Here is a 25,849-nt window from a genome sequence, read left to right on the forward strand (position 1 = left end):
TAGTTATATGATGCGTTAGCACTTTAGATAAATCCTGCCTAAACTTAACTTACAGGATGCTAACTAAATGGATTTTTATGAGCTTAGCTTGTATTTATAGCAGAGCCCGGGTTGGGCTTGAATCTCCCCTTGTCACTGTCGAAGTGCATTTAGCCAATGGACTGCCGGTATTTAATATTGTCGGTTTACCAGAAACCTCGGTACGTGAATCAAAAGATCGGGTGCGCAGTGCTATCATCAATTGTGGTTATCAGTTCCCAGCAAAGCGAATTACCATAAATCTAGCACCCGCTGATTTACCTAAAGAAGGAGGTCGCTTCGACTTACCGATAGCGCTTGGTATTTTGGTTGCCAGTAAGCAACTGCCTAATACAGATTTAAGCCAATATGAGTTTGCTGGCGAACTTGCGCTTTCTGGTGAATTACGTGAAATTATTGGTGAAATTCCAATGGCAATTGCTTGCGCTAACGCTAAAAGAACCTTAGTTATTCCTAAACAAAATGCTGAGCAAGCGAGTTGGGTTAAGCAGGCCAATATTTTATCAATAGAACATTTAAGTCAATTATACCCACATTTTTTAAAGCAACGCTCGCTACCTTTGGTGTCTGCAAAAGCAGTAGAGCATTATCAAGTGCCTACCAGCAAAGACATTGCTGATGTTATTGGCCAACCACTGGCAAAAAGAGCTCTAGAAATCTCCGCTTGTGGCGCGCACAACCTACTTTTTATTGGGCCACCTGGTACGGGCAAAACCATGCTAGCCAGCCGTTTACCTGGAATATTACCACCAATGAGCGAAAGTGAAGCGTTAGAGGCAGCAGCTATCGCTTCGATTAGCCATCAAAAAATCAATCATAAATCTTGGTTAACTCGCCCCTTTCGCGCTCCCCATCATACGGCTTCTTCTGCGGCACTGGTTGGTGGTGGCAGCCAACCACAAGCGGGAGAGATTTCATTAGCGCATAATGGCGTATTATTTCTGGATGAATTACCAGAATTTGCTCGTAAAGTGCTCGATGTTTTACGTGAACCCATGGAATCAGCCGAAGTTACCATTTCTAGAGCAATGTACAAACAAACCTTTCCAGCAAAATTTCAATTAGTAGCTGCGATGAATCCTAGCCCAACCGGATTTTACAATGATAACCGCAGCACACCCGAACAAGTGCTACGTTATTTAAATCGCCTATCGGGGCCTTTTCTTGACCGAATTGACATTCAAATTGAGGTGACCCGTTTACCCAAGGGTATGTGGGCAAAGGATGATCATAACAATGAAAGTTCTGCGCAAATACAGAAAAGGGTTGCGCTGTGTAGAGAATTACAATTACAGCGGCAAGGGAAAGCAAATGCTCACTTAGGGAGTGCTGAAACACGGATATTTTGCAAACTGAGTACTGATGAGCATGAGTTTTTAGAGCTTGCCGTTGAAAAACTTGGTTTGTCTACCCGCGCCCACCATAAAATATTAAAGATAGCGCGCACCTTGGCAGACATGAATAGTATTGAAGATATTCAACATGAACATATCATTGAAGCGCTGTCTTATCGCGCAATGGACCGATTACTGAGACACCTAACCGATGCTGTTTCTTTTTAACCGGACATCACAATTAATAAGATTAAAGTCGTCATATTGAATATATCTGGCATTAGCATCTTATCAAAAAGCCTTCTAGCCAATAACAATGGCTATTCTCTTGCGATAAAGCGGTTGCTGAGACTATTTAATTGCCTCAAAGAAGGCTTTGACTAAGGTTTGTTCTCGACTTTGGTTTAAACAACAAATGCCGAGGTCGAACGGCTCAATGTCGCCAACATTTTGTAAATATTGCACCCGGTCTTTTACCGGGCTATTTTCAACAACAACTTTTGGGGCCATGCCGACACCACAACCTAAAGCAACCATGCTAACAAGCGCTTCATGACCCGAAACTGTTGCATAAATATTGGGTTTACCTTGTTGCTTTTTACGATACCAAAGTTCAAAACGCTTACGCGCCGCACCATGCTCAGCTAAAATAATCGGTACTTCAGACCAAATAATTGTTTCGTCTTGTAATTGTTGCTGAACTCGACAAGCCATCGTTGGTGCAATAACGGCCAACGGCACAGTAGCAATATGCTGAAAATAAAACATTCTTGATAAGCTTTCAGGTTTTACACCAAAAGCAAAATCTACCAACTTTTGCTGTACTTGGTCAAAGGCATCAGCAGCATCACCGGTCGTTAATACAATTTCAACTAGCGGGTGTTGTTGGCGAAAGCGTTCCAATAGCGGTGGTAAATGACTATAAGCGGCAGTAACAGAACAATAAATGTGAAGTTTACCCTGTAGTTCAGCCTGCTTTTGGTCGAGCGACAATTGCAATAATTGCCATTGTTCAAGTTGCTGTTCGGCATATTTATAAAATAACATGCCTGCCTCAGTTAGCACGACTGAACGATTATCACGATGTAATAGCAAACAACCTAACTGATCTTCCAGCCTTTGAATAATTCGACTTAAGGTAGAAGTACTGACATGGTGCGCTTCAGCGGTTTTCCCAAAATGAAGACTGTGGGTTAAATGCACAAACATTTTTAACGATTTAAGATCCATTATTTACTCTTACCATTCATTGACAACATTTTACCCACCAATCATTGCACTTTATGCAACACCACCTTGCGAATATATCATTTTAAGCAACATTAATCTTGCGCTATGATAACTCCATCGTCGGAAAGACCGATAAAGCCATTAAATAATCACATCGCCAGCATTACGTTGAGTCGATTTGAGACAAAAGGATAACCCAATGAGCAATTATTTTAACACCTTAAGTTTACGCGAAAAATTAGGTCAGTTAGGCAAATGTCGTTTTATGCAGCGTGAAGAATTCAGCGATGGCTGTAATTTTATTAAAGACTGGAATATTGTCATTGTCGGTTGTGGCGCGCAAGGGCTAAACCAAGGTTTGAACATGCGTGATTCGGGTTTAAATATCTCTTACGCATTACGCGAAGCTGCCATTTCATCAAAACGTCAATCTTGGCAATGGGCGACAGAGAACGGTTTTACCGTAGGTACTTACGCAGAATTAATACCACAAGCTGACTTAGTGCTTAATTTAACACCAGACAAGCAACATACCTCTGCTGTTACTGCTGTTATGCCTCATATGAAACAGGGTTCAACTTTAGCCTACTCACACGGTTTTAATATCGTTGAAGAAGGTATGAAAATTCGTGAAGATATTACTGTAGTCATGGTTGCCCCTAAATGTCCGGGTACTGAAGTACGTGAAGAATACAAACGTGGTTTTGGTGTACCTACTTTAATTGCTGTTCACCCTGAGAATGATCCACAAGGTAACGGCTTAGCAATAGCTAAGGCTTACGCATCAGCTACTGGTGGCGATCGTGCCGGCGTACTTGAATCATCATTTATTGCTGAAGTGAAGTCTGACTTAATGGGCGAGCAAACTATTTTATGTGGCATGTTGCAAACCGCAGCAGTACTTGGCCATAAGCAGTTAGTTGCGCAAGGTATGGATGCTGCGTATGCACGTAAGCTATTACAATACGGCATTGAAACAACAACGGAAGGCTTAAAGCATGGCGGTATTACCAATATGATGGACCGTTTATCAAACCCTGCTAAAGTTAAAGCGTTTGATATGTCTGAAGCATTAAAAGTCATCTTACGTCCGTTATTTGAAAAACATATGGACGATATTATCGAAGGTCGCTTCTCTGCCACTATGATGGAAGATTGGGCAAATGATGATGTGAACTTATTAAAATGGCGTGAAGAAACAGCTGAGTCTTCTTTTGAAAAAGCAGCTGATTGCGACATTGAAATTACCGAACAAGAATACTACGACAAAGGCATCTTTGTGGTAGCTATGGTAAAAGCCGGTGTTGAACTAGCCTTTGAAGCTATGGTTGCTGCGGGTATCATTGAGGAGTCAGCGTATTATGAGTCATTACACGAAACACCGTTAATTGCTAACTGTATTGCCCGTAACAAATTGTACGAAATGAACGTAGTCATTTCAGATACCGCTGAATACGGTAACTATTTATTTACCCATGCTGCACAACCTTTACTTAGTGATTTCGTCAGCAAATTGTCACTTGAAGAATTAGGTGAAGGCTTAAAGGAAAGCTCAAATGGCGTTGATAACGTACGCTTGATTGAAGTTAACGAAGCAATTCGCAGCCATGGTGTCGAAAGCGTAGGTAAAAAATTACGTGGCTACATGACAGATATGAAACGCATTGTAGAGTCGAATCAATAAAATAAAATAAAACGAGCGTTGTAGGTCACTAAAGGTAAACACTTAGGCCAGAGAGTCTAATGGTATTATTTTCTGGCCAGCAAGTGCTACACTGCAGCGCTTTATTTTATATCAAAGAGGAAAATTATCATGACAGAATTAAAGAATGTAACACTGACCAAGGCCGCTAATGTTTATTTTGACGGCAACGTAACTAGCAGAAAAGTAACGCTAGCAGATGGTTCAGTAGTAACCTTAGGCATTATGATGCCTGGTGAGTATACCTTTGCTACGGCAGAAAAAGAATTGATGGAAATTATCGCTGGTGAGGTTGAAATATTATTACCTAACGAGACGCAATGGCAAAGCATTTCTGCAGGTGGACACTTTTATGTCGACGCCGATGCTAAATTTGATATCAAAGTAAAAGCGTTAGCTGATTATTGCTGTTCTTATATAGCAGCATAAAGCCACATCTATTGGCTTTAACAGTACCTCCGAAGATAATGGAGGTGCTTATCATTAGCTTAAGTCACCCTTATCGACAAAAACTCACTGATACCTTAAAAGTGACACCTTCTTAAAACGGACTTCGACATTTAACGTTAAGTTATCATTATAATTTAACTCGCTCTTGCCGATAACCGCTAAACCTTATTTAACACCTCGCCACTAAAAACATTGCTGATTTACTATCAATAATACTCATTTAATGAAAAAATCATCTTTAATAGCCATTGCTGAATATAAATAATGAAACTCAATAAAACCACGCAAAAAATCGATAATAATGTTTGTAAAGCACTTAAATTAGCCTGCGAAGACTTCACTAACGAAGTTGATGGTTTCTGTTGGCTAACCCACCGCGCTAATTACACTAATTTTCCCGCAAGTTTAGTGGTGACCTGTATTTTCGATATCGATGCAGAAGTGATTGCAGCGAAAGAACAAAAAGTTGATGATCACTTGCGTGATGTCATTCAAAAGCAGTTACTCAAAGTGGGTATTGTCTTAAAAAACGTTCGCCACAATGTCCATTTAGATAGTGAAGAGTCTTGCTTACGTGACCATAGTGGTCAATGGCCTGAACGTCTAAAATTAAGAGTGACTAAGCAAAAGCCAACACAAAGTAAACAGTTTGGCCGCTAGAGCCTCAGTTAATTACCCCGTTACCTAGCCTTATAAAACAACCATATCATCACGATGAATAATCACTTTACTGGGACAACAGCCTAATAAAGTGATTATCTGTTCACTATTACACCCCATAATACGCAATAAATCTCGTTGACTGTATTGGCAAATACCTTTAGCAATCAAATTTTTAGAATGCGCGTCAATAATATCAACAGACTCTCCAGCGACAAAATCACCGTCAACTTGACTGACACCTGAGGGTAATAGCGAAGCTCCTTCATTAACCACAGCATGCACTGCACCGGCATCAAGATGTACTTTTCCGCTGCTTTTTAAGGTATGTTTTAACCAGTGTTTGCGTGCTTTGGTCGCCGCTTGTTTGGCACTAAAATGTGTACCTGGGTTTTCACCTTTTAATATCTGTTGAAAAACTTCACTACGACTACCATTTAAAATATAAGTCTCTATGCCATTTTCAACCGCTTTTTCGGCGGCCTGAATTTTTGTTTTCATACCACCGGTGGCAATAACGTTATTTGTTGTTCCAGCCATGGCATGAATTTCAGCGGTAATTTCGTGAATTTCAGGGAGTAACCTTGCCTTAGGGTTTTCACGCGGGTCTTGGTCATAAACACCGTCGATATCGCTTAAGATGAATAAGCAGTCAGCCTCACTCACTAAAGCGACTAAGGCGGCTAAATTATCGTTATCACCGACTTTCAATTCATCGGTCGCGACCGTGTCATTTTCATTAACAATAGGGATAACACCATTTTCCAATAAAATGCGTAGGGTGTTTTTAATATTGATGTAGCGCTGGCGATCTTTTAAATCTCCATGGGTAATGAGTAACTGACTACAAGGAACATCAAAAAATCGCTGCCAATTCGCCATCATTTTCATTTGCCCAACAGATGCCATCGCTTGTTTAGTGGGAATAGAGGGTACGGGAGAGCCGTGCTTAATTAATTGTCGTCCTGCAGCAACACTGCCAGATGAAACGATAATAATTTCTTTACCTGCCTGTTGGCATTCGGTAATAAAACGAGCAATAGCAAGAATATACTTACCACTACAGCCCTTATTGTCTGGTGCAACTAAAGCACTGCCTACTTTAATTACCGCACGATTAAAATTCATTGTTGTTCCCCTATGATCCAGCCCCTAGCATGCCTCGATATGCAGGTAATTTGCAATCAACTTTTTGCCATAATATAGATGAGTTTATCCTTTTTAGGCTGTTGACTTCTTATATCGAATTAATTCGGTATTTATATCCATTAAAACTTAAGAAATGGCGAGTTACTTAACTTGAAATAACAAGATGGTGTTTTTTACCTCATTCTAAAATATCAATAATAGACGCCTAAAACGCCTTTCTCTGCTAATTATTAACATTAAGCCTCGTTAACTTTCACTCATTTCAACAACTTGATGAATAATCGTTTTCAAACGGTTGTTAATCGTGATTAATTTATTTCACTGTTTTTGCTGAAAATTACTTCAAATCAGATTATGATCGGACATCTATTTATTTTTGTTATATTGAGCAAGTATTCCATGTTGAATTTTTTACCTCCGCTACTTATTCATATTATTTCGCTAACAATTTATACCGTTAATACGCTTTTCTGGTTAATACCTATTATTATATTTTCATTTTGTAAGGCTATTATTCCCTTAACCTTTGCTAAAAAAATATTCAGCTATTTATTAGATCAAATGGCAAGCAATTGGGTGGGTGTTAACACCTTTATTCAAAAGCTCTTTAATAAAACAGAAATTAAGGTAACCGGCTTAGATCAACTAACCATGAAAGAATGGTATTTGGTAGTCTGTAATCACCAAAGCTGGGTTGATATTGTTATCTTGCAGCGAGTAATGCATCGCAAAATTCCTTTTTTGAAATTCTTCTTAAAAAAAGAACTTATTTTTGTGCCTTTTTTAGGCTTGGCTTGGTGGGCCCTCGACTTTCCATTTATGAAGCGTTATAGCCAATCTTTCATTAAAAAGAACCCTCATTTAAAAGGCAAAGACGTTGAAACCACACGTAAAGCTTGTGCTAAATTCAAGCATAAACCCGTCAGTATAATGAACTTTATAGAAGGAACACGCTTCACTAACGAAAAGCACGATAAGCAAAATTCCACGTTTAAACATCTACTTAAACCTAAAGCTGGTGGCATAGGTTTTGTGCTAGAAGCCATGGGTGGCAACTTGCATAAAATAGTCAATGTTACCATTCATTACCCAGAGGGGATCCCTACTTTTAGTGATTTTTTAGCGGGAAAAATTAAACAGGTAAATGTCGATGTAGAGGTTTCAAACATTGGGGATGATCTTGTTGGCGACTATGTGCGCGATCGACATTTTAAAATAAAATTTCAAAAGTGGGTTAATCAATTATGGCTTGATAAAGACCAAAAACTTATCGAGTTTAATAATGATAATACCGCTAAATAACATTGAAATTGAAAAAGGAAACTTAAATGAGTGAACTCATTAGCACATGGTTAACTAACCAAGGTATCGCCGAAGCGTATTTAGCGATGGCCACCATTTTTGTTGGTTGCATGCTCATTTTTGTCATTTCAGCATTGGGTTACTACCTCGCAAAATATCAGGTATTAGCTTTTGTTAACAAAATGGTCAGCAGAACAAAAAATACTTGGGATGATGTTTTATTAGAGCATAATGTTTTTTCTCGCTTCGCTTTTTTAATTCCGTTATTCGTACTACTGTTTTTAACGCCTATTTTACTGCCCGAACAAGCATTACTTGGCGCCGTTTTAGTGGTTTTTGTAAAAATAGCTCTCAGCTTTCAAATTGCACGTTCTATTAGTGCTATTTTAAACGTCATTAGAAGTCTTTATCAAAATACTGCGCGTGACCGCTACTTACCCTTAAGCTCAACGATACAAGTGATAAAACTGGTTATTTATTTGGTTGCTACGATTCTATCTATTTCATTTATTTTAGATAAGTCACCTATTTATTTACTCAGTGGTTTAGGTGCATTAACTGCTGTTTTATTATTAGTATTTCAGGACACGATTAAAGGTTTAGTCGCTAGTATTCAAATATCAGCAAACAAAATGGTCGCGCCTGGTGACTGGATTGAAATTCCTAATTATGGTGCTGATGGCGATGTTATTGAGATTGGTTTAAATACGGTTAAAGTAAAAAACTTTGATAATACAGTGACAACTGTTCCTACGTACGCCTTAATAAACGGCTCATTTAAGAATTGGCGAGGCATGCTTAATTCAGGTGGTCGACGCATTAAGCGTAGCATTATTATTGATATCAACAGTATTTCATTTTATCAAAGTGCTGAGATTGAAAAACTCAAAGAAATTAGTTTATTAAAAGATTATTTACAGCAAAAATCTGATGAAATCACCACGAGTTTAAAAACGGCTAATTTATCTAACGATAATGTTAATAGCCGGCAGTTAACCAATGTCGGAACTTTTCGCGCTTATATTACCGCTTACTTAGCTAAACATGAAAAAATACATGATGAGATGACTTGTATGGTCAGGCAATTAGCGGCAACCGACTCAGGCTTACCGCTGGAGATATATTGTTTCAGTAATGACCAAAACTGGAAGAATTATGAGAGTATACAAGCCGATATTTTTGACCATTTATTCGCTATGGCACCGGTATTCAGTTTACGTGTTTTTCAGCATCCTACCGGCTATGACTGGCAAAAAAGTCGCTCAAGTCGACAACTTTAACGTTGACGAACTACGCCTTCTTGCATCGTTGAGGCAACAAGCTGTCCTTGACGATTAAAAATTTGCCCTTTAACTAAGCCTCGACCGCCACTTGCTGACGGACTATCCATAACGTAAAGCAGCCAATCATCAAAACGAAATGGACGATGAAACCACATGGCATGGTCAATAGTGGCAATCTGTAAATTGGGTTGCCAATGACTCAAGCCATGTGGAAATAAAGCCGTTGGTAAAAACAAGAAGTCAGAAGTATAAGCCAGCATATAGGTATGAATACGTAAATCATCAGATAAGGTGCCGTTTGCTTTTATCCACATCTGAGACTTAGGTGCTGTCTTTTCGGGTTGCAGCCAATTATAAGGTTTAACAGGACGCATTTCGATGGGCTTTTCAGCTAAAAATTTACCTCTAATTTCTTCAGGTATTTTATCTTGGTTGTCGAAAATGAAATCTGTGTAAGACGCTAAATCTTCAGGTGCGGGTACATCGGGCATAAGATCTTGATGCTCAATGCCTTTTTCATATTGTTGAAAAGAGGCCGTCATATAGAATATATCTTTACCGTTTTGAATTGCTTTAACACGCCGGGTGCTAAAACTTTTACCATCACGGATATTTTCGACTTCATAAACAACCGGCTTACTGGCATCACCTGGACGTAGAAAATAAGAATGAAGCGAGTGAACATTACGTGCTGAATCAACTGTTTCTTGAGCGGCAGAAACAGCTTGTCCCATTACTTGACCACCAAACAGCGCACGAAAGCCTAAATCTTGGCTTTGACCACGATAAATTCCTTGTTCGATTACCTCTAATTCTAATAATGAAGATAAATCATCCAACACTTGACTCATAATATTTAGCACTCACTGATATAAAATTTTGACTATAGCATATTTATAATTTATATCTTTAGCGACATTTTAAAATTGTTGAAAATTCATACGCTGCAAGGTAGTATCTAGGGAATAAGAAAATTATTGACTAAAAATACGAAGAGATCTCAATGGAAGCGCTATTAGAAAGAGAAGTATTGTTAGAAAGAAGGCAAGGTAGTAATGAGGAACAGTCGCTATGGGACAGGCTTTCTCTTGCACAAAAATTTGCCGCCAGTAGCATGACTCAGTTTGGTTACGACTTATCTTTTATTAGAAATAGCAATAACGGCAGCTTAGCCATATTACAATGCAATGGTAAAACAGCAACCATTAACGGTGAAGGTGAAGTAGACTCAACACCAAGTATAATTATTCGTCCTTAATTATTCGTCCTTAATTATTCATCCTTGATTAAAGGCAAATACCTAGCCTACTTTCAGAGATACATGAAAAGATGCCCCTATTAGGCATCTTTTTTAGTTTTAGTCAGTAATAAAGCTTCAATTAAAGAAATATACCCCGTCAAATTATTACTTGACCACATTCGTCTTACGCTGGCATCTTGCTTAGCAACATGCGCCACGAACCTTTTAAAAGCGTCACCGTCAAAATTTCCATAACACTTTTTAGTGATTGACTGCAGTTTACCTTTTCCTTTTAAACACTCAATAAAAATCGAGGCATAGTTATTAACCAGTGGTGAAATAATTTCAATCGTCTCAGGTTCTAATGCCTGACAATTTTTAATTATTTGTAATCGATTTTTAACAAAATCTTCGTGTCGCTTGGCAATTATTGCCATAGAGTCTATATAAAACTTATTTTCTTTCTGACTACTACTGAGCTCTTTTTTCACACTAAATAATTCGCGTTGCAGACCTTCTGCTCGAAAATAAAAATAAATACTCAAAGCTACAAAAATAGCAGCAATGGACAATACAAAAATCATATTAAGCCTATTAAAATAAAAAGTAATATTGACTACGCTTTAGTGGTTTCACTTAAACGCGATAAAAATATGTAAGGGTCAATATCTTGTGCTGTGGGTGAGCCATAGGCGTAGCCAATTTTAAGTGAATAATCACCTAAATTAGCGAAGAATCTCAGTTTAATTGCATTAGCTAAACTATTTAACTTAATCGCTATTTCAGCTTGAGTTTGGTGAGGACCTATCAGTAAATATTCACCATCGTTAATCGTACCCGCTTCATCAAATTCACCTTTTGACTCATTAAGTAAGGTCGCTAATGTTTTTGAAACTTCGAGCATAATTTTATCATTAAAGTGAAAGGTAAGCTCTTGCCAGTTAACAACTGATAAGTAGCCAATCGCTAAGGGATAGTCGTATTTCCTCGCCATTTTATAATTCAGTTGATAATTTCTTTTCGTTTGGGAGGGCGTTACCAAATAAGATAATGGCTGTTCCTCTTCATCGTATACTTGATTTAAGCGCAACGTTCTTTGTCTTAACCCAAAAAAAACCAACGTAATGACTAATAAAATAACGATCACAATCAATAAATATATAACTTCTTTTTGCGCGATAAATTTTGCACTGAATTGAGTTTGTAGCTTACTCTGTTCAGCGAGATTCAGGATTAAATTTCGACTTTTATCATTTGCACTTAACATTTGACTGGAGTCAATAATTAAAGAGGGTTCAGCCTTTTTCTGAAACTGTTGAAGTAATTCAAGATAATTTTTATGGGCCATTAACGCATTTTTATAATCACCGTTTTGCTGATACATATGACTTAATAAAAGTAATAATTTAGCCTGCTTTTTTGATAGCTTTATGTGTTTAGCAGTTAATTCAGCTAATTGAAGGTAATGTTGGTATACAGCTTTATTGTTTAATAGACTTGAGGTCTCTGCTAATAGAATTAACGAGGTTAAATAAGGCTTATTTAAGCTCTTTTCATTAAATGTAGCACTGGCTGATAATAGCCAATTATGTGAGTCACTAAATTCTCCCTGCTTTAATAACACCTCTGCCAATCCTAATTCAGCATAGGCAGCACTAATTGGAGCATTTTTATTTTTGCCGTGTTTTTGTGCTTCCCAAAAAGCATTGTAAGCATCATCAAATAAATTTAACTGAAAATAAGCACGGCCTAAGTGTAAATAAGTTTGGTCAATATTAGCCAGTTTGTCTAAATCAAATTTTAACGTTAATAGCTTATTTTGCATGGTTAGCGATGTTTGATAATCGCCTAAATAATAATATGCCGTTGCTAAAATTTCTAAAAGACAAAGGTGATCCTCATACTGAGGATTTACCGAAATCAGCACCTTAACTTGATTAAGATCATTCATCGATAAATCGTTTTTATTTTGCAACGCATAGGTAACAGCTCGATAACTCAAAGCAATTAAACGATATTTTAGCACTTGTGGAGAATCTGCCATTAAAATAACATTGGTTGCCATATTTTGAGTTTGTTCATACTTCTCTTGTAAATAATAGCCATCTGCAACTTTCAGCAATAAATTAAACTTTATGGCTGGTTCAAGTCCTTGCAGAGAAATTCCATCTTGCGCAAAATGAAATGCTTCGCTATTTTCACCCTTATTATTGGCAACATCAGCAAGAAGGATGAAGGTTTTTCCACGAATTTGGACGGTATAATTTTCTTGAGATCCCAAAATTTTTTTTGAAAGTGTAATGATCTCTTCGTAGGGAAGGTTTTCAGCGTCTTGTAAAAAATAGCGCTCAACATCTTTAATGTTTTGCTCAACGTTTAAAGCATCATTGGCAAAACAAAATAAAGGAGCTATAAAAAAACAAAGGATCAACAACAGTTTACAGGGCATTATTAACTAAAATCCTTTATCTAATGATCAGTAGAGTGATCAGCCATAACCTATAAATTTATCTATTACTTATAGGTTTTCGTTACGGTTCAACAAATTATTCATAATAAAGGTTTACAAGCATAGTTCAACGCTTATAATGAATTTAGAGTTTCTAAAACTCGAAAAGGGCAAATCTAGTGAAAGCTAGAGACGCAAAGTTACCGGTCTAAGGGGAAACCTAGGATAGCGGAACTGCCAAGTATAGATATAGTGGGGGCTTGTCTTTATTTTGAACAGTTTGCTTTCGGTATACTTTGCGGTCCTTCCCTTATTTTTAATTATTTTCTGTCATATATTACCTTCATTTAAAATACTATATAACTAAATATATGTTTTTTATAGACAAAAAATATATGTGGTACTTTACTTGTTTATACTAGAAAATGGTCTATTGATATTATTAATTGGGTGTGCAAATTGAGATGGAACAATGAAATATCATGATTCCATAAAACAAGCTGAACTAAAAATGAACATGGCCGTAAAACAATTACAGCGGTGGTTTTTACCTGTCAGCCCAATTAATTATTCAGTTAGCTACGAATATATTAATAAAAAAAACATTCTTCTTAATACTGCCATTGAAAATAAACTTGCCACGGGTAAAAAGCTTGATGATTTTTTCATTGAAGAAAACTATCGCCAATTCATTTTAGGCCAAAGTAAATTCAGAGATGAACTCATTGACGACCTAGATGACGTTGTCACCCATGTTGAAAAAAACAGCCAAAAATCATCGCAGAGTATTAATAAACTGATTACCACGCTAGACGGCAATATTTCTGATCTACAATCTGCCGATAAAGAAAAAATAGTCGTTGCGGTAAATAGCATTCGCCAGGCATCTAAAGCCTTTAAACTACACCAACAAAAATTTGCTGAACATATTTCTTTTACCCGTAAAAAGACCCAGGCGTTAAAAGTTGAATTAAAAGAAGTACGTGAAGAAATTTACATGGATCCACTTACCGGTCTTTATAATCGTAAAGCTATGTCTAAGCATTTAGATTTATGGCTAACAGAAGATCCAAGTCGGCAAGTTGCCGCAATTGTCGTCTGTGTTGATCAAATTTCAGAAGTTAATCTGCAATTCGGTCATTTAATTAGTGATGTTCTCTTATCAAAAATAGCCAGTAAAGTGAGTAGTTATGTTGATGGCAGCGGTCTACCAATACGTTCAGGTGGCGATGAATTTTTAATTCTGTTACCTGATATTGACAAAGAAAGTGCTCGAGAAATTGCCAGTAAAATAACACATGGCGTTGAAAAGCTGCGCTTTGTTAGTAGTAAGTCTGGTATTAGATTACCTCAAATGACATTGTCTACTGGTGTAGACACCTTTAATATTGCTGAAAATGCCAGCAGTATCTTAAAAAAATCACGCCTGTTACTACCCGATTTATACAAAAAAAATAATACATTAAGTTCTTAATCGCTCAACAAGATACTTTTTGCTTGATGACATTTTTCTCTCGCTGATATTTTCACTTCAATAAATAATATCAGTGATAGTATGCCCAACTTTACTCAATATAATCGGTAATAATCTTAATATACTCGGTGGTAAATCAAAGAAGATTACATTGCGAGTGCTTAGCTAAAAATAGTCGACGACAGCCTCCTTGTTTTCTCATATACTGAATGCAGTGTAAAATTCCTAACGACTAAGAGAGAAATAATTTATGAAAAAAATTACTTTAGCTGTTGCTGCTACTTTAATGATGGCGTCTCCTGTTTTTGCTGGTGATGCTGCTGCTGGTAAAGCAAAAACTGGTATGTGTGCTGCTTGTCATGGTGCTGCTGGTATCTCTGCGGTACCTATGTACCCAAACCTTGCTGGTCAAAAAGAAGCTTATCTTGCTAAACAGTTGAAAGACTTTAAAGCGGGTAAACGTAAAGATCCTGTTATGGGACCTATGGCTATGGGTTTAAGTGATGAAGATATCGCAAATATTTCGGCTTATTACGCTAGTTTAAAATAAACTCAGTAATTATTGTTGAACCTGGTTCATCAAAAATAAAATTAAAAAACGCTCAATTGAGCGTTTTTTGTTTTAAGCATTATGCTGTTGAATAACTTGCAAAAAGTCATGTCCATAACGGGCAAGTTTTGTATCACCAATACCATTAATATTTAGCATTTGCTGTGATGTTTTTGGCTTTATACGCGCAAGCTCTGACAACGTTGCATCATTGAAAACAATGAATGGCGCAATATCCTCTGCATCTGCAATCGTTTTACGCAAACTTCTTAATTTAACAAATAAGACACGGTCATAACGTTTATCGGTTTTATCTTGTTGCCAATAACTCGCTTTTTGCAACCTTGGTGAAGCTAACATTAAGGGTTCATCCCCTTTCAACACCGAGCGCGATGCTTGTGTTAAAAATAACGCAGATTGTTGAGAAATATCTTGCTGTAAAAATCCCAAATGAATCAATTGTCTAATAATAGCAAACCAATATCCCGGAGTTTTACTTTTACCGATAGCGAAAGTGGACACTTTTTCATGCTGCAGTTGCCTAACTTTTTCAGTTAACTCCCCTCTGAGCACTTGCACAACATGTTCAATATCACCTTGTTGCTGGATACGAAACACACAAGATAAGACTTTTTGTGCCGCTTCAGTAGCGTCAAATTGAGTGGGTGGATCTAAACAAATATCACAGTTACCACATTTTTTAGTGGTAAATTCTGCAAAATAATTAAGTACAACTTGTCGACGGCAGGTTTGAGCTTCAATAAAGCCTTTTAACGCTTGAAAACGCTGTTGTTCAACGTTCACCCTTTCTTCATTATCACCATCAGCTATATACTTGGTAATGCGTTCTACATCTTTTTCATCATACAAAAATAACGCTTCTGCCGCTAAACCGTCTCGGCCAGCACGGCCAATCTCTTGATAATATGACTCGAGTGTTCTTGGAGGTTCAAAATGAATCACAAAGCGGATATTTGATTTATTGATGCCCAATCCAAAAGCTACGGTGGCAATAACCACTTGAATATTATCTTTGGCAAAACCATCTTGGACAATATTGCGCATCTCTGTTTCCATGCCAGCATGATAGGCAGAACAATTTATACCCGCACTTGCTAACATTTTAGATAATTTCTCAACTTGCCAGCGGCTACTACAGTAAACAATGCCGCAATCATCACCACGCTTTTTAATGTAGCGTAACACCTGGTGATCGCCCTTATATTTATCCGCTAAGGTAAAACGAATATTAGGCCGGTCAAAGCTATCAAGATGAATATAAGGATCAGTCAATGCGAGTTGAAGAAGAATATCTCTTCGGGTTGTAACATCGGCAGTTGCTGTTAACGCCATAACCGGTACCGATGGAAATCGTTGTTTAATTGTATGAAGTTGTGTGTATGCCGGCCGAAAATCATGTCCCCATTGTGAAATACAATGTGCTTCGTCAATAGCAAATAAACTTATCTGTATGCTTGCCAAGCGTTGCATAAAATAATAATTTTTTAAACGCTCTGGAGCTATGTATAACAACTTAAGCTCACTACGAGATAAGCGCTCAAAAATATCATTGATTGTTTCTTGATCTAAACTCGAATTAACAAAAGCCGCTGAAATACCTTGTCGAGTCAAACCATCAACTTGATCTTTCATTAAAGCTATTAAGGGTGAAACAACGATGGTTATTCCTGGTAATAATACGGCAGGCAGTTGATAACACATCGATTTACCACCACCCGTTGGCATAAGTACTAAACTGTCTCGACCTTGAAATAATTGCTGAATAATTTCTAATTGTCCGCTTCGAAAAGTTTGATAACCAAAATGATGCTTTAACGCATCTTCAAGCTGAGCTTGTGAGACTGTGGGGGGAGCTTTTAGCAACGGAGTAAACTTTATTAAACGACAATTATTGTTATTTTACCCCAGCCACAAAAAAAGTCGAGAGCACTATTTTAGTATTTATTGAATGCTTAGAAAGATAAGTGCTAAGCTACAATGAAGACATTAGACCAGTTAGAAGAATCTGCTGGTTAAATTGGAAGGATTATGACAAATAATTTAGATGAAAAACAAATGATTGAGCAACTTACTCATTTTTGGTCACACAGCCTTCCCTTTAATAAATTACTGGGCCTAACCGTTAGTAAATTTGATTGTAATACCTCTGAAGTACGTTTTTTATGGCAAGATAAGTTAATGGGCAACCCATTACAGAAAACGCTACATGGTGGTGTCACTGCATCAGCCCTTGATTTTGCTGGTGGTGTTGTCGTGGCAGCGAATATGATTGAACAACTTGAGCACAAAACACCAACAACAATTCAACAAAGTTTGAGCTGCCTAGGAACGATAGATCTGCGTACCGATTATTTACGACCAGGTCGTGGTGAGGAGTTTATCGCTACAGCTCATATTATTCGTAGTGGCAATAAAGTCGCGGTTGCTCGCATGGAATTACATAACGAAAAAGGTGACCACATTGCTTTTGGCACCGGTACTTATCTAGTTGGTTAATATTCACCCGTTAATTTTTAAAGTGCTGGCTTTGTGTTCATACGATAGCTAGATTCAGGTCTATTTAAAAACGTACAACAGATATTCATTGTAAATGAGTAGTTATTAGCTAATTAAAGTGAATAACGTTAGCAAAAGTATTATCAATATACAGCCGACAGTTTGCGGTTATCGAACAAGTAAAGCGCTGAAATTAAAATCATTGTGTTATAATTCGGCTCTTTATTTTTGCTGCTAAAGTTTACTGAAAATCATGACTGTAACTGATAACAAAGACCGTAATGGCGTAATTAACGCGATTAGTGCTTATCTGCTTTGGGGTTTAGCGCCCATCTATTTCAAATTAATTTCTTCTATCAGCCCTGATGAAATTATGGTTCATCGTATTATTTGGTCGAGCCTACTGTTATTTCTAATCGTTATCATCAGTAAAAGATTTCGGGTATTAATCGATACACTCAAACAACCTAGGTTATTGGCTAAACTTGCCTTATCCGCTACTTTTCTATTAGTAAATTGGTTTTTATTCATCTGGGCGATAAATAATGATCATCTACTAGACGCGAGTTTAGGTTATTTTATCAATCCTTTATTTAGTGTCGCACTCGGTGTTATTTTTTTAGGTGAGCGTTTGCGAAAAATGCAGAAGTTTGCCGTTGCGCTGGCATTATGTGGCGTGTTAATTCAACTGGTTGCATTAGGTTCATTACCGGTAATTTCATTAGCACTTGCTGGAACGTTTGGTATTTATGGCTTGTTACGTAAAAAAATGCACCTTGATTCTTTTGTTGGTTTATTAATTGAATCAAGCATGATGCTACCGCTCGCGATTGTTTATTGGTTGTTATTTGTTAATACTAATACCGCTAACATGTTTGAAAACAGCTCAAATTTAAACCTGCTATTGATCGCTGCAGGCGTAGTTACTACAGCGCCACTGTTATGTTTTACTGCTGCGGCAAAGAGATTAACATTATCAACGCTAGGTTTTTTTCAATACATTGGACCCAGTATTATGTTTTTTTTAGCAACCTTCTATTATCAAGAAACATTGCAACCTGCTAAATTAGCCACCTTTGCTGCGATTTGGTTAGCTTTAGTTATTTATAGCCTTGACTCACTAAAAGCCAGAAATGAAAAACGTAAATTAGCATTGAATGAAGGATTAAGCCGTTAATTGTATTACCGGGATTATATCTAAGGTTGGTTAAGTACTGGCCTTAAGCTTTTTTGCCAGAGTAAGCTGAACACTAGAAACTTGTGCTAGTTTACTTTCAAGCTTTATTGGCAGGGTGATCTGAAAACTAGACCCTAGTGCTAGTTTACTTTCAATCTTGATCTTATCTTGTAGTTTTTAACTGTTAGCAATGCTGTAGAGACTATTTAAAAAGACTATGTCATTTAGTTAAGTTAAGTATTGGCTTTAAGCTTTATTGGCAGGGTGATCTGCAAACTAGACCCTAGGGCTAGTTTACTTTTAATTTTGATATTGCCTTGTAGTTTTTGACATATAATATTATAAACAATATTCATTCCTAAGCCAGTACCGCCAGAATTTCTTTTGGTGGTGAAGAAAGGTTCAAAAATATTATCTAGCACATGTTGAGTCATGCCATGGCCATCATCTTTAAAGACGATAACAACATGACCGTCTTGGGTTTTCGTTAAGTTGATAGCAATATTGCCCTGTGCTTTATTTTCAAAAGCGTGCTTTAACGCATTCGTGACTAAATTTGTTAGCACCTGCGCTAACGCTCCTGGAATGGTGGTTATTTTCAATTCACTTTCACCGCTATATTGATAACTCACCCTAAAGCGCTTCATTTCTGCCGATAACGTAGACATGACCTCTTCAATATAACTGACTAAATCAATTTCTCGCTCTTCTCCCACCATTTGATCGGCTGCGACTTGCTTGAAGTTATTCAACAACTCAATAACACGCTCTAAAGCGTTAGTATTCAAGTTAGAAGCCTTCTCCATACCACTAAAGTAATGTTGCATTGCCGTGCGGGTTAAGTTGCCTGTTTCAAAGTTTTTACGAATCTTGAGAGTACTTTCTAAAGCTGTACTTGTTGATGTTACTGCAATACCAAGCGGGGTATTAATTTCATGGGCAACCCCTGCAGTTAAGGTGCCTAACGACGCCATTTTTTCAGATTGAATTAATTTTTTTTGCATCTTTTGTAAATTTTCGAGCGTACGAGTTAATGTTCGTGTTGTCTGCCTATTTTTAACAAAAAGTACGACTACCAATCCTGAAATCACTACTAACAGGGTAAGAAAGGACGCCATTACAATCAAATAAAGTCGCTGTTTATCAATGCGTTCTTCGCGATTATCTAACTCTTCATTTTTTTTATTTAATTGCATGCCTTGAAAACTTATTTGTTGCTGTTGCCGTTGCAAAATATCTTTATTAGTCAATATTTTTTCAGCCATAGCCCTATTTTCTTGTTCTTTATTGACAACCGAGCTTTGCTGGTTCTCTAAGTTTGTTTTTGCTACTTTTAACTGGGTTGCTACTTGCTGTAATTGCAGCTCTTTGGTTTTTATCGAGCGTTGCTGTTGTTCAGTATCTATTTTTAGGATATTTAGCTCTTGCTGACGCTTACCCGCCATTTTTTCTTGCTGTGTTAAATTCTTATTTAAGGTATTAAGCTTTTCTTTTGCTGAGGATATTTGATTTTCTTGATCGGTTAACTTTTGGTTCAACCTTGCTTCACGCGCCCTAATGACTTGTAATGCCAACTCTGTTTCTCTATACAAGGTAGCCACCTGAAGTTCAGTCCCACCTGACAATAATAATTCAGCAGACATCACCAAACCCTCAAAGACAATATTTGATTTATTCACTTCAAAATCTATCGCAGAATTTTCAACATCGTTAACTAGGTTGATCATCACATTATGCTTATCAATACTGTTATCAGTAATCAAAAGTGTGCTGCTACTGCGAAGAATGGCAGCAATATCGGCTATTTCAGTATTGGTATTGGCCGCAGTAAAAAACAAGTCAGTTTGTTTACCCGCTTCGATATTTTTTATGACAATAACTTTGATTGGCTTGTTTCTAATGACACGCTTAGCCAAAGTTTTATTAAGCAAGGCAGCAAAGATATCATCACCATAAACACCAACAACAAATTGCTGTTTGTTATTTTCATTTTGCCAGCTAACATGTTTAATAAAATTGTAAATATAAGCGGCTTTAACTTGCTCACTATCAATTTGCTGTGCAAAAATTGAGTTTGAGGTGCTAATAAAAAAACAAAACAACATCAGCAAATGTTTGCTCATGAGCATTATTTTTTTCTTCATTTAGTGCACCCTGTTGTTAAAATAGTTTAACCACTTTACTTTTTTTTATAAAAAAAAGCACCTTTAAGTTAATTCAAGCTCGGCATAACTTTAACATCTACATTTTAACTAAAGCGTTAATCATCGACGCCAAAAAGACTCAATTGATTGCGGCCATTTTCTTTAGCATTATAAAGCGCACTTTCCGCTTGATTCAGTTGTTTAGCAAACGTCTCTGTACTATTACAAACCAAGCCTATACTGATGTTAAAGGCAATATGGTGCTCTTCAAAAGTTAGCTGAGAAACAGAAATGTCTCGACGAAGATCGTCTAATTTAGTGTAAAGTTGATCCTCATCAGTACCGTACATTAAGACGGCAAACTCTTCACCACCTAAGCGGGCCAACAAACCTGATCCTAGATGTTTACGCATATATAATGCCAGTACTTTTAAGACATGATCGCCAGCATCATTTCCGTAGTTATCATTGATTTTTTTGAAAAAATCAATGTCGAGCATAGCAACACAATAAGGCATGTCTCTTTTAATATATTGCGGTACCAGTTGTTCTGCTTTAGAGAAAAAAGCCCGTCTGTTAGGTAAGTCGGTTAAATAGTCTACGTTTGCTGCTTTTTGGATTTGTTCAATATTGTTTAAATTCTCAATATTTTGGGTAATTCGACAATAAAACTCTTCTGGGCAAAAAGGTTTACGTAAAAAGTCATCAGCACCATTTTTAATAAAGCGTGCCGAATGCATACCGTTGTCTGCTCCAGATATACCAATAATAGCGAGTTGATCACGACTATAGATTTTACGGATTTCATTGGTTAATTCGATACCGTCCATGATGGGCATTTCCAGATCGGTGATCACCAATTTAATGTCTTTGTGCTGCTTTAAGCGTTCTAGCGCTTGCACACCGTCATTGGCTAAATAAACATTAAAGTTGCGGCGCTTTAAGAGCTGAGAAACATAATTTCGTGCCGCTAAAGAATCATCAACAACAAGAATACCTGTACTGCTGTTGGTTATTTGCCAATGTAAAATACGTTTTAAATAAAGGAAAGCTTGGCTATTCTCTTTAGGGATATAGTCAACAACGGGCTGAGCAAGTATTTGCTGTCGAGTCGTTTCATCCATTTTACCTGTCATAACGACACTTGGAATACCATGAGAGAGCACACAAGCTATTGCTTCGCCATTGGGAGCATCTGGTAAGGCATAATCTATAGTGGCAGCAAAAAAATCATTTTTGCCCTGTAAAATTTCTTCTACTTCAGCAAGTGTGGTAGCAATAGTTACCTGATAATTTAATGCCTCGCCAATTTGCTTAATAACACGAGCAATAGGCTTACTGTCTTCTACTACGAGTAACTGCATTGACATATAATTTCATACCTTATTTTTATAATGGCATCACATGAAAGAACCAATGATTTTTATGTGATATTAAACGTTGGCTTGTAAATTAGCATAGGCGACCACCAGCCATTTACTACCTACACCAGCAAAATTAACTTGAATACGGCTTTGAGCTCCAGAACCTTCATAATTTAAGACAACGCCTTCGCCAAATTTAGCATGAACGACTGACTGTCCTAAACTAAAACCGCTGTTCTCAAACGTTTCCAGTGTAAAAGTCGAAGAAAACTTACCTTTAGTTGATGGACGAGTCACTTGGTTTTGTAATCTTATTTCTTCGGTACATTCAGGAGGTAATTCACGTAAAAAGCGACTGGCTTTATGGAATTTTTCTTGTCCATAAAGTCGACGGCTTTCTGCATGACACAAGTATAGCTTATTCATAGCACGTGTCATGCCGACGTAACATAAACGTCTTTCCTCTTCTAAACGTCCTATTTCTTCTACTGATTTTTGTGAGGGAAACATTCCCTCCTCTAAGCCGGCAATAAACACTAATGGAAACTCTAAACCTTTCGCAGAGTGCATAGTCATTAACTGCACAGCGGGTTCATAATCATCGGCTTGTGACTCGCCTGCTTCAAGGGCGGCATGGGTTAAAAATGAGGTGAGTTTTGTTTGTTCTTCTATTAACTCGGGGTCCGCTTCGAAGGTCTGACAAGCGGTAACAAGCTCATTTAAGTTTTCTATTCTTGCCTCGGCACGTTCACCTTTTTCAGCTTGATACATGGCTTTTAAACCACTGTGTTGAATAACATAGTTGGCCTGTTGGTCGAGGTCAAGGTGGCTAGAGTCATCTTCGAGGGTGTCGATAATATTAATAAAATTTTGAATGACTTTCGCACTTCGTCCTTTCAATTCATCATTTTTTAGCATGAATTGACACGCTTGCCATAATGTCATTTCTAAACTGCGCGCAGCGTCACGTATTAACGACAGGCTAGTATTACCAACGCCACGTGTTGGGGTATTAATAATACGTTCAAAAGCCGCATCATCATCGCGATTATTTAATAAGCGTAAGTAAGCAAGTGCATCCTTAATTTCTAAACGTTCAAAGAAGCGTTGACCACCATAAATACGATAAGGTAAGCGACTCTGCAAGAGCGCTTCTTCGAGTAAACGAGATTGCGCATTACTGCGATATAAAATAGCGACATCATCTAAGCTGCCTTCTTTACGCCAATCCGTAATTCGACCCGCAATAAAGCGAGCTTCATCTATTTCGTTGAATGCCGTATAAATAGATATTTTTTCGCCCGCTTCATCTTCGGTCCATAACTTTTTACCTAAGCGGTTATTATTATTGGCGATAAGTTTATTAGCCGCATTAAGAATATTGGCTGTGGAGCGATAATTCTGCTCTAAACGGATAGTTTTTGTGTCGTCAAATTCATTGAGAAAACGCTGAATATTTTCAATTTTTGCGCCACGCCAGCCGTAAATTGATTGATCGTCATCACCAACAATCATCACCTTACTCGATGCGTTACCTAGAATATTTAACCAGGCGTATTGAATGGCATTGGTGTCTTGAAATTCATCGACTAAAATATGCTTAAAACGTTGCTGATAATGGGCAAGCAAAACGGGGTTATTCAACCAAAGTTCATGAGCACGCAATAATAACTCGGCAAAATCGACTAAACCGGCTCGATCACAAGCTTCTTGATATCCTTGATAAACTTTAACAAATGTTTGCTCAGTGGGATCATCGTAAACCTCTATGTGCTGTGGACGAATGCCTTCATCTTTTTTTCCATTGATATACCACTGCATCTGCTTGGGTGGCCAACGTTTTTCGTCAATACCTAACGAACGTACGATGCGCTTCACTAAGCGCAGTTGATCATCTGAATCAAGCACTTGAAAGTTCTGTGGTAATTTAGCTTCTTGAAAATGCATACGAAGTAAGCGATGGGCTAAACCATGGAAAGTACCGACCCACATACCGTGAACATTACCTTCAACTGTTTTTTCAACACGCACTCGCATTTCTGCTGCTGCTTTATTGGTAAAAGTAACGGCTAAAATACTATGAGAAGAGGCGTTTTCAACTTGCATTAACCAGGCAATACGTTGCACTAATACCCGAGTTTTACCACTTCCTGCGCCAGCTAATACCAACATATTTTGTAGTGGAGCGGCGACAACATCTCGTTGTTTTTCATTGAGTGACTCAAGTAGTTCAGAAACGTCCATAACGGAAAAATAACCTTAGAAAAGTAGAAAGTAAGTATAGATAAAATTATAACAAGTGACACAATTCGCTAATATCTGCTAGCTCAATATTAGGTAAAACAGTTAGTGGTTTACCAACATCATAGCAGGAAATCCATGCGGTTTGGCAGCCAGCATCGATAGCACCTAAAATATCAGAGCGACCACAATCACCAACATGTAATAGTTGTGACGGTTTTATTATTAATTTTTCGCAAGCTTCAACAAACATATCTGCTGCGGGCTTTTGCCGTAGTCGTTGATTTTTATTTAAAGCTGTTGTTGATAAATCCCCGGCATGAAATCGATAGCTAAAGTAAGCTGAAATACCTATTTTATCAGTATCAACATTGCCGTTACTGATGGCCACCAAGGGATATTTTTTTTGTAAGCTTTGCAATAATTGATGCACAGCTTCTGGCACCACAAAATCACTGCGTTGTTGAACAAAATAATCTAACGCTTTTTGTGCTTGGTCACTCGCAATGTCATCAGCTAAACCCAATGCTTTCATGCCTAGGGTGTAAGTGGCTAAACGTATATCACCCACATGGTGTATTAATTGTGGATTCGCGGCTATGGCTTGCTCGCGAAAAGGTGACCAAAACCGGTAATCAAAAAGAGTATTTTTTGTCGCATGAGTGGCGATGATCTGTAATGAGAAAAGTGCCGAAAAATAAGCAACCATTTTGGCATCTGTTGCCATCATTACCGGATAATTACTATACAGGGTATCATCAAGGTCAAAACTAATGGCTTGAAAGGGGGCTAAGCGACGATAAAATTTCATTGTCTGTGTTATTTATACAGTTGTTGAAAAAGTAATTTTGCCACCAGCTTTCTAAATTGACTAAGCAATAAAGTATCCATGCGTGGATCAAAGTGGTCGGCGTCGGCACTGCTTATTGCCATAAAACCAATGTCATCATTAATATGATTTAGCTTAATTAAGACCACAGAGCCTTCTTGATGTTGCGAAAAAATAAGTTCTTGCTCGCTTTTTTGTAAGCGCCCAAAATAATAATCATCTTTGGATAAACGATTATTCATCACCCCTGCACAATCGTTTTTAACGATGCTAGCATGGTCAACCTCAGTATGCTCTTTTAACCAGACTTTCAAACCCGATAATGACAATAATTCTGTGGTTGCTTGATACAAACAATCAAGCAACTCAGGTGCGGAGCTGCAATCTAGCAAGCGTAAATACAAGTCGCTATACAAAGCAAAAAGCTGTTCATTATGGTTAGCTATCGCCATAAGTTGAGTGATTTCTTCTTCTAGACCATGAATTTTTTGACGTTGCTGGCTTTGTTGTCTTTGCACTAACGAGACGGTGCCACGATTAACATCGGATAAACGTAGACTAGTGATCAGCTCAGGATTACGATTAAAAAATTCTGGGTTATCATGTAAGTAATCAACAATGAGATCATCCGTTAAACTTACTTCATCTAATTGCATTGGGGTTGAGTCGTTCAAATTAATTCTCTATATCTTGAATAGTTAAATAAGCTAACTTT

Annotated in this window: 22 protein-coding genes and 1 riboswitch; of the genes, 11 read left to right on the top strand and 11 right to left on the bottom strand. The window is 37.5% G+C overall.

The features are described from left to right. Window positions 1–77: 77 nt before the first annotated feature. Entirely contained in the window at window positions 78–1,601 is a 1,524-nt protein-coding gene (locus tag H4J56_RS01200) for a YifB family Mg chelatase-like AAA ATPase (RefSeq protein WP_182214590.1), read from the top strand. A 123-nt stretch (window positions 1,602–1,724) separates the two neighbouring features. On the opposite strand, the gene ilvY is transcribed toward H4J56_RS01200, so the two are convergent. After that, complete coding sequence (gene ilvY, locus H4J56_RS01205; protein ID WP_070375379.1) at window positions 1,725–2,603, bottom strand: HTH-type transcriptional activator IlvY; 879 nt, start codon at window positions 2,601–2,603, stop codon at window positions 1,725–1,727. Window positions 2,604–2,802: 199 nt separating this feature from the next. Between ilvY and ilvC the strand changes: the two genes are divergently transcribed. The 3 genes from ilvC (at window position 2,803) to H4J56_RS01220 (ending at window position 5,415) form a co-directional block, all read left to right on the top strand. Then, window positions 2,803–4,287 (top strand): ketol-acid reductoisomerase, encoded by a 1,485-nt coding sequence (gene ilvC, locus H4J56_RS01210; RefSeq protein ID WP_182258747.1) that lies wholly within the window; start codon window positions 2,803–2,805, stop codon window positions 4,285–4,287. Window positions 4,288–4,416: 129 nt separating this feature from the next. Further along, window positions 4,417–4,734: a pyrimidine/purine nucleoside phosphorylase gene (locus tag H4J56_RS01215; RefSeq protein ID WP_182230323.1), complete on the top strand. Its 318-nt coding sequence runs from the start codon at window positions 4,417–4,419 to the stop codon at window positions 4,732–4,734. 285 nt (window positions 4,735–5,019) lie between these two features. Beyond that, window positions 5,020–5,415, top strand: a complete 396-nt coding sequence (locus H4J56_RS01220; RefSeq protein ID WP_182214593.1) for a Fis family transcriptional regulator — start codon at window positions 5,020–5,022, stop codon at window positions 5,413–5,415. A 30-nt stretch (window positions 5,416–5,445) separates the two neighbouring features. Here the strand turns inward: H4J56_RS01220 and proB are convergent, their stop codons facing one another. Then, window positions 5,446–6,543 carry a glutamate 5-kinase gene (gene proB / locus H4J56_RS01225; RefSeq protein WP_182230322.1) on the bottom strand — a complete coding sequence of 366 codons (1,098 nt, stop codon included), beginning with the start codon at window positions 6,541–6,543 and terminating at the stop codon, window positions 5,446–5,448. Window positions 6,544–6,963: 420 nt separating this feature from the next. Between proB and H4J56_RS01230 the strand changes: the two genes are divergently transcribed. Next, window positions 6,964–7,866 carry an acyltransferase gene (locus H4J56_RS01230; RefSeq protein ID WP_182214597.1) on the top strand — a complete coding sequence of 301 codons (903 nt, stop codon included), beginning with the start codon at window positions 6,964–6,966 and terminating at the stop codon, window positions 7,864–7,866. Window positions 7,867–7,892: 26 nt separating this feature from the next. After that, window positions 7,893–9,146 carry a mechanosensitive ion channel family protein gene (locus H4J56_RS01235; RefSeq protein WP_182258748.1) on the top strand — a complete coding sequence of 418 codons (1,254 nt, stop codon included), beginning with the start codon at window positions 7,893–7,895 and terminating at the stop codon, window positions 9,144–9,146. Here the strand turns inward: H4J56_RS01235 and tesB are convergent. Next, window positions 9,143–10,000 carry an acyl-CoA thioesterase II gene (tesB, locus tag H4J56_RS01240; RefSeq protein ID WP_182217117.1) on the bottom strand — a complete coding sequence of 286 codons (858 nt, stop codon included), beginning with the start codon at window positions 9,998–10,000 and terminating at the stop codon, window positions 9,143–9,145. The two genes, H4J56_RS01235 and tesB, sit on opposite strands and share 4 nt — an antisense overlap. Before the next feature lie 152 nt (window positions 10,001–10,152). Here tesB and H4J56_RS01245 point away from each other — a divergent pair, with 152 nt between their 5' ends. Beyond that, on the top strand, window positions 10,153–10,407 hold the full coding sequence (locus H4J56_RS01245) for a hypothetical protein (RefSeq protein ID WP_070375371.1): 255 nt from the start codon (window positions 10,153–10,155) through the stop codon (window positions 10,405–10,407). Window positions 10,408–10,487: 80 nt separating this feature from the next. Here H4J56_RS01245 and H4J56_RS01250 read toward each other — a convergent pair whose 3' ends face one another. Both H4J56_RS01250 and H4J56_RS01255 read right to left on the bottom strand, forming a co-directional pair. Then, window positions 10,488–10,973, bottom strand: coding sequence for a hypothetical protein (locus H4J56_RS01250; RefSeq protein ID WP_182258749.1), 486 nt, complete (start codon window positions 10,971–10,973; stop codon window positions 10,488–10,490). A gap of 32 nt (window positions 10,974–11,005) precedes the next feature. Further along, entirely contained in the window at window positions 11,006–12,838 is a 1,833-nt protein-coding gene (locus tag H4J56_RS01255; RefSeq protein WP_182244642.1) for a hypothetical protein, read from the bottom strand. 159 nt (window positions 12,839–12,997) lie between these two features. Continuing rightward, a riboswitch (cyclic di-GMP riboswitch) is annotated at window positions 12,998–13,080 on the top strand. 230 nt (window positions 13,081–13,310) lie between these two features. Between H4J56_RS01255 and H4J56_RS01260 the strand changes: the two genes are divergently transcribed. Further along, a complete protein-coding gene (locus tag H4J56_RS01260) occupies window positions 13,311–14,312 on the top strand; it encodes a GGDEF domain-containing protein (protein ID WP_182230318.1) in 1,002 nt (333 codons plus the stop codon). Between the two features lie 250 nt (window positions 14,313–14,562). Then, entirely contained in the window at window positions 14,563–14,862 is a 300-nt protein-coding gene (locus H4J56_RS01265) for a cytochrome c (protein ID WP_182217124.1), read from the top strand. Window positions 14,863–14,934: 72 nt separating this feature from the next. Here H4J56_RS01265 and recQ read toward each other — a convergent pair whose 3' ends face one another. After that, a complete protein-coding gene (recQ, locus tag H4J56_RS01270; RefSeq protein WP_182217126.1) occupies window positions 14,935–16,746 on the bottom strand; it encodes a DNA helicase RecQ in 1,812 nt (603 codons plus the stop codon). 165 nt (window positions 16,747–16,911) lie between these two features. Between recQ and H4J56_RS01275 the strand changes: the two genes are divergently transcribed. Both H4J56_RS01275 and rarD read left to right on the top strand, forming a co-directional pair. Then, window positions 16,912–17,379: a thioesterase family protein gene (locus H4J56_RS01275; RefSeq protein ID WP_182230316.1), complete on the top strand. Its 468-nt coding sequence runs from the start codon at window positions 16,912–16,914 to the stop codon at window positions 17,377–17,379. 253 nt (window positions 17,380–17,632) lie between these two features. Beyond that, complete coding sequence (gene rarD / locus H4J56_RS01280; RefSeq protein ID WP_182258750.1) at window positions 17,633–18,556, top strand: EamA family transporter RarD; 924 nt, start codon at window positions 17,633–17,635, stop codon at window positions 18,554–18,556. Between the two features lie 233 nt (window positions 18,557–18,789). On the opposite strand, the gene H4J56_RS01285 is transcribed toward rarD, so the two are convergent. From H4J56_RS01285 to H4J56_RS01305, 5 genes are all read right to left on the bottom strand, one after another. After that, window positions 18,790–20,700: a YfiR/HmsC family protein gene (locus H4J56_RS01285; protein ID WP_182258751.1), complete on the bottom strand. Its 1,911-nt coding sequence runs from the start codon at window positions 20,698–20,700 to the stop codon at window positions 18,790–18,792. Between the two features lie 116 nt (window positions 20,701–20,816). Beyond that, window positions 20,817–22,070, bottom strand: a complete 1,254-nt coding sequence (locus tag H4J56_RS01290; protein ID WP_182221374.1) for a diguanylate cyclase — start codon at window positions 22,068–22,070, stop codon at window positions 20,817–20,819. A 63-nt stretch (window positions 22,071–22,133) separates the two neighbouring features. After that, entirely contained in the window at window positions 22,134–24,308 is a 2,175-nt protein-coding gene (gene uvrD / locus H4J56_RS01295; RefSeq protein ID WP_182221375.1) for a DNA helicase II, read from the bottom strand. 46 nt (window positions 24,309–24,354) lie between these two features. Then, window positions 24,355–25,116 carry an HAD-IA family hydrolase gene (locus tag H4J56_RS01300; RefSeq protein ID WP_182221376.1) on the bottom strand — a complete coding sequence of 254 codons (762 nt, stop codon included), beginning with the start codon at window positions 25,114–25,116 and terminating at the stop codon, window positions 24,355–24,357. Between the two features lie 8 nt (window positions 25,117–25,124). After that, on the bottom strand, window positions 25,125–25,808 hold the full coding sequence (locus tag H4J56_RS01305; protein ID WP_259364684.1) for a DUF484 family protein: 684 nt from the start codon (window positions 25,806–25,808) through the stop codon (window positions 25,125–25,127). Between the last annotated feature and the right edge of the window lie 41 nt (window positions 25,809–25,849).

The sequence above is a fragment of the Colwellia sp. BRX8-4 genome (assembly GCF_014077345.1).
In the GTDB taxonomy this organism is placed as follows: Bacteria; Pseudomonadota; Gammaproteobacteria; order Enterobacterales; family Alteromonadaceae; genus Colwellia_A.

Bases quoted from the DNA above. Each gene is read 5' to 3' on its own strand.
- H4J56_RS01200 (WP_182214590.1), top strand. From the start codon at position 78: ATGAGCTTAGCTTGTATTTATAGCAGAGCCCGGGTTGGGCTTGAATCT.
- ilvY (WP_070375379.1), bottom strand. From the start codon at position 2,603: ATGGATCTTAAATCGTTAAAAATGTTTGTGCATTTAACCCACAGTCTT.
- ilvC (WP_182258747.1), top strand. From the start codon at position 2,803: ATGAGCAATTATTTTAACACCTTAAGTTTACGCGAAAAATTAGGTCAG.
- H4J56_RS01215 (WP_182230323.1), top strand. From the start codon at position 4,417: ATGACAGAATTAAAGAATGTAACACTGACCAAGGCCGCTAATGTTTAT.
- H4J56_RS01220 (WP_182214593.1), top strand. From the start codon at position 5,020: ATGAAACTCAATAAAACCACGCAAAAAATCGATAATAATGTTTGTAAA.
- proB (WP_182230322.1), bottom strand. From the start codon at position 6,543: ATGAATTTTAATCGTGCGGTAATTAAAGTAGGCAGTGCTTTAGTTGCA.
- H4J56_RS01230 (WP_182214597.1), top strand. From the start codon at position 6,964: ATGTTGAATTTTTTACCTCCGCTACTTATTCATATTATTTCGCTAACA.
- H4J56_RS01235 (WP_182258748.1), top strand. From the start codon at position 7,893: ATGAGTGAACTCATTAGCACATGGTTAACTAACCAAGGTATCGCCGAA.
- tesB (WP_182217117.1), bottom strand. From the start codon at position 10,000: ATGAGTCAAGTGTTGGATGATTTATCTTCATTATTAGAATTAGAGGTA.
- H4J56_RS01245 (WP_070375371.1), top strand. From the start codon at position 10,153: ATGGAAGCGCTATTAGAAAGAGAAGTATTGTTAGAAAGAAGGCAAGGT.
- H4J56_RS01250 (WP_182258749.1), bottom strand. From the start codon at position 10,973: ATGATTTTTGTATTGTCCATTGCTGCTATTTTTGTAGCTTTGAGTATT.
- H4J56_RS01255 (WP_182244642.1), bottom strand. From the start codon at position 12,838: ATGCCCTGTAAACTGTTGTTGATCCTTTGTTTTTTTATAGCTCCTTTA.
- H4J56_RS01260 (WP_182230318.1), top strand. From the start codon at position 13,311: ATGAAATATCATGATTCCATAAAACAAGCTGAACTAAAAATGAACATG.
- H4J56_RS01265 (WP_182217124.1), top strand. From the start codon at position 14,563: ATGAAAAAAATTACTTTAGCTGTTGCTGCTACTTTAATGATGGCGTCT.
- H4J56_RS01275 (WP_182230316.1), top strand. From the start codon at position 16,912: ATGACAAATAATTTAGATGAAAAACAAATGATTGAGCAACTTACTCAT.
- rarD (WP_182258750.1), top strand. From the start codon at position 17,633: ATGACTGTAACTGATAACAAAGACCGTAATGGCGTAATTAACGCGATT.
- H4J56_RS01285 (WP_182258751.1), bottom strand. From the start codon at position 20,700: ATGAAGAAAAAAATAATGCTCATGAGCAAACATTTGCTGATGTTGTTT.
- H4J56_RS01290 (WP_182221374.1), bottom strand. From the start codon at position 22,070: ATGTCAATGCAGTTACTCGTAGTAGAAGACAGTAAGCCTATTGCTCGT.
- uvrD (WP_182221375.1), bottom strand. From the start codon at position 24,308: ATGGACGTTTCTGAACTACTTGAGTCACTCAATGAAAAACAACGAGAT.
- H4J56_RS01300 (WP_182221376.1), bottom strand. From the start codon at position 25,116: ATGAAATTTTATCGTCGCTTAGCCCCCTTTCAAGCCATTAGTTTTGAC.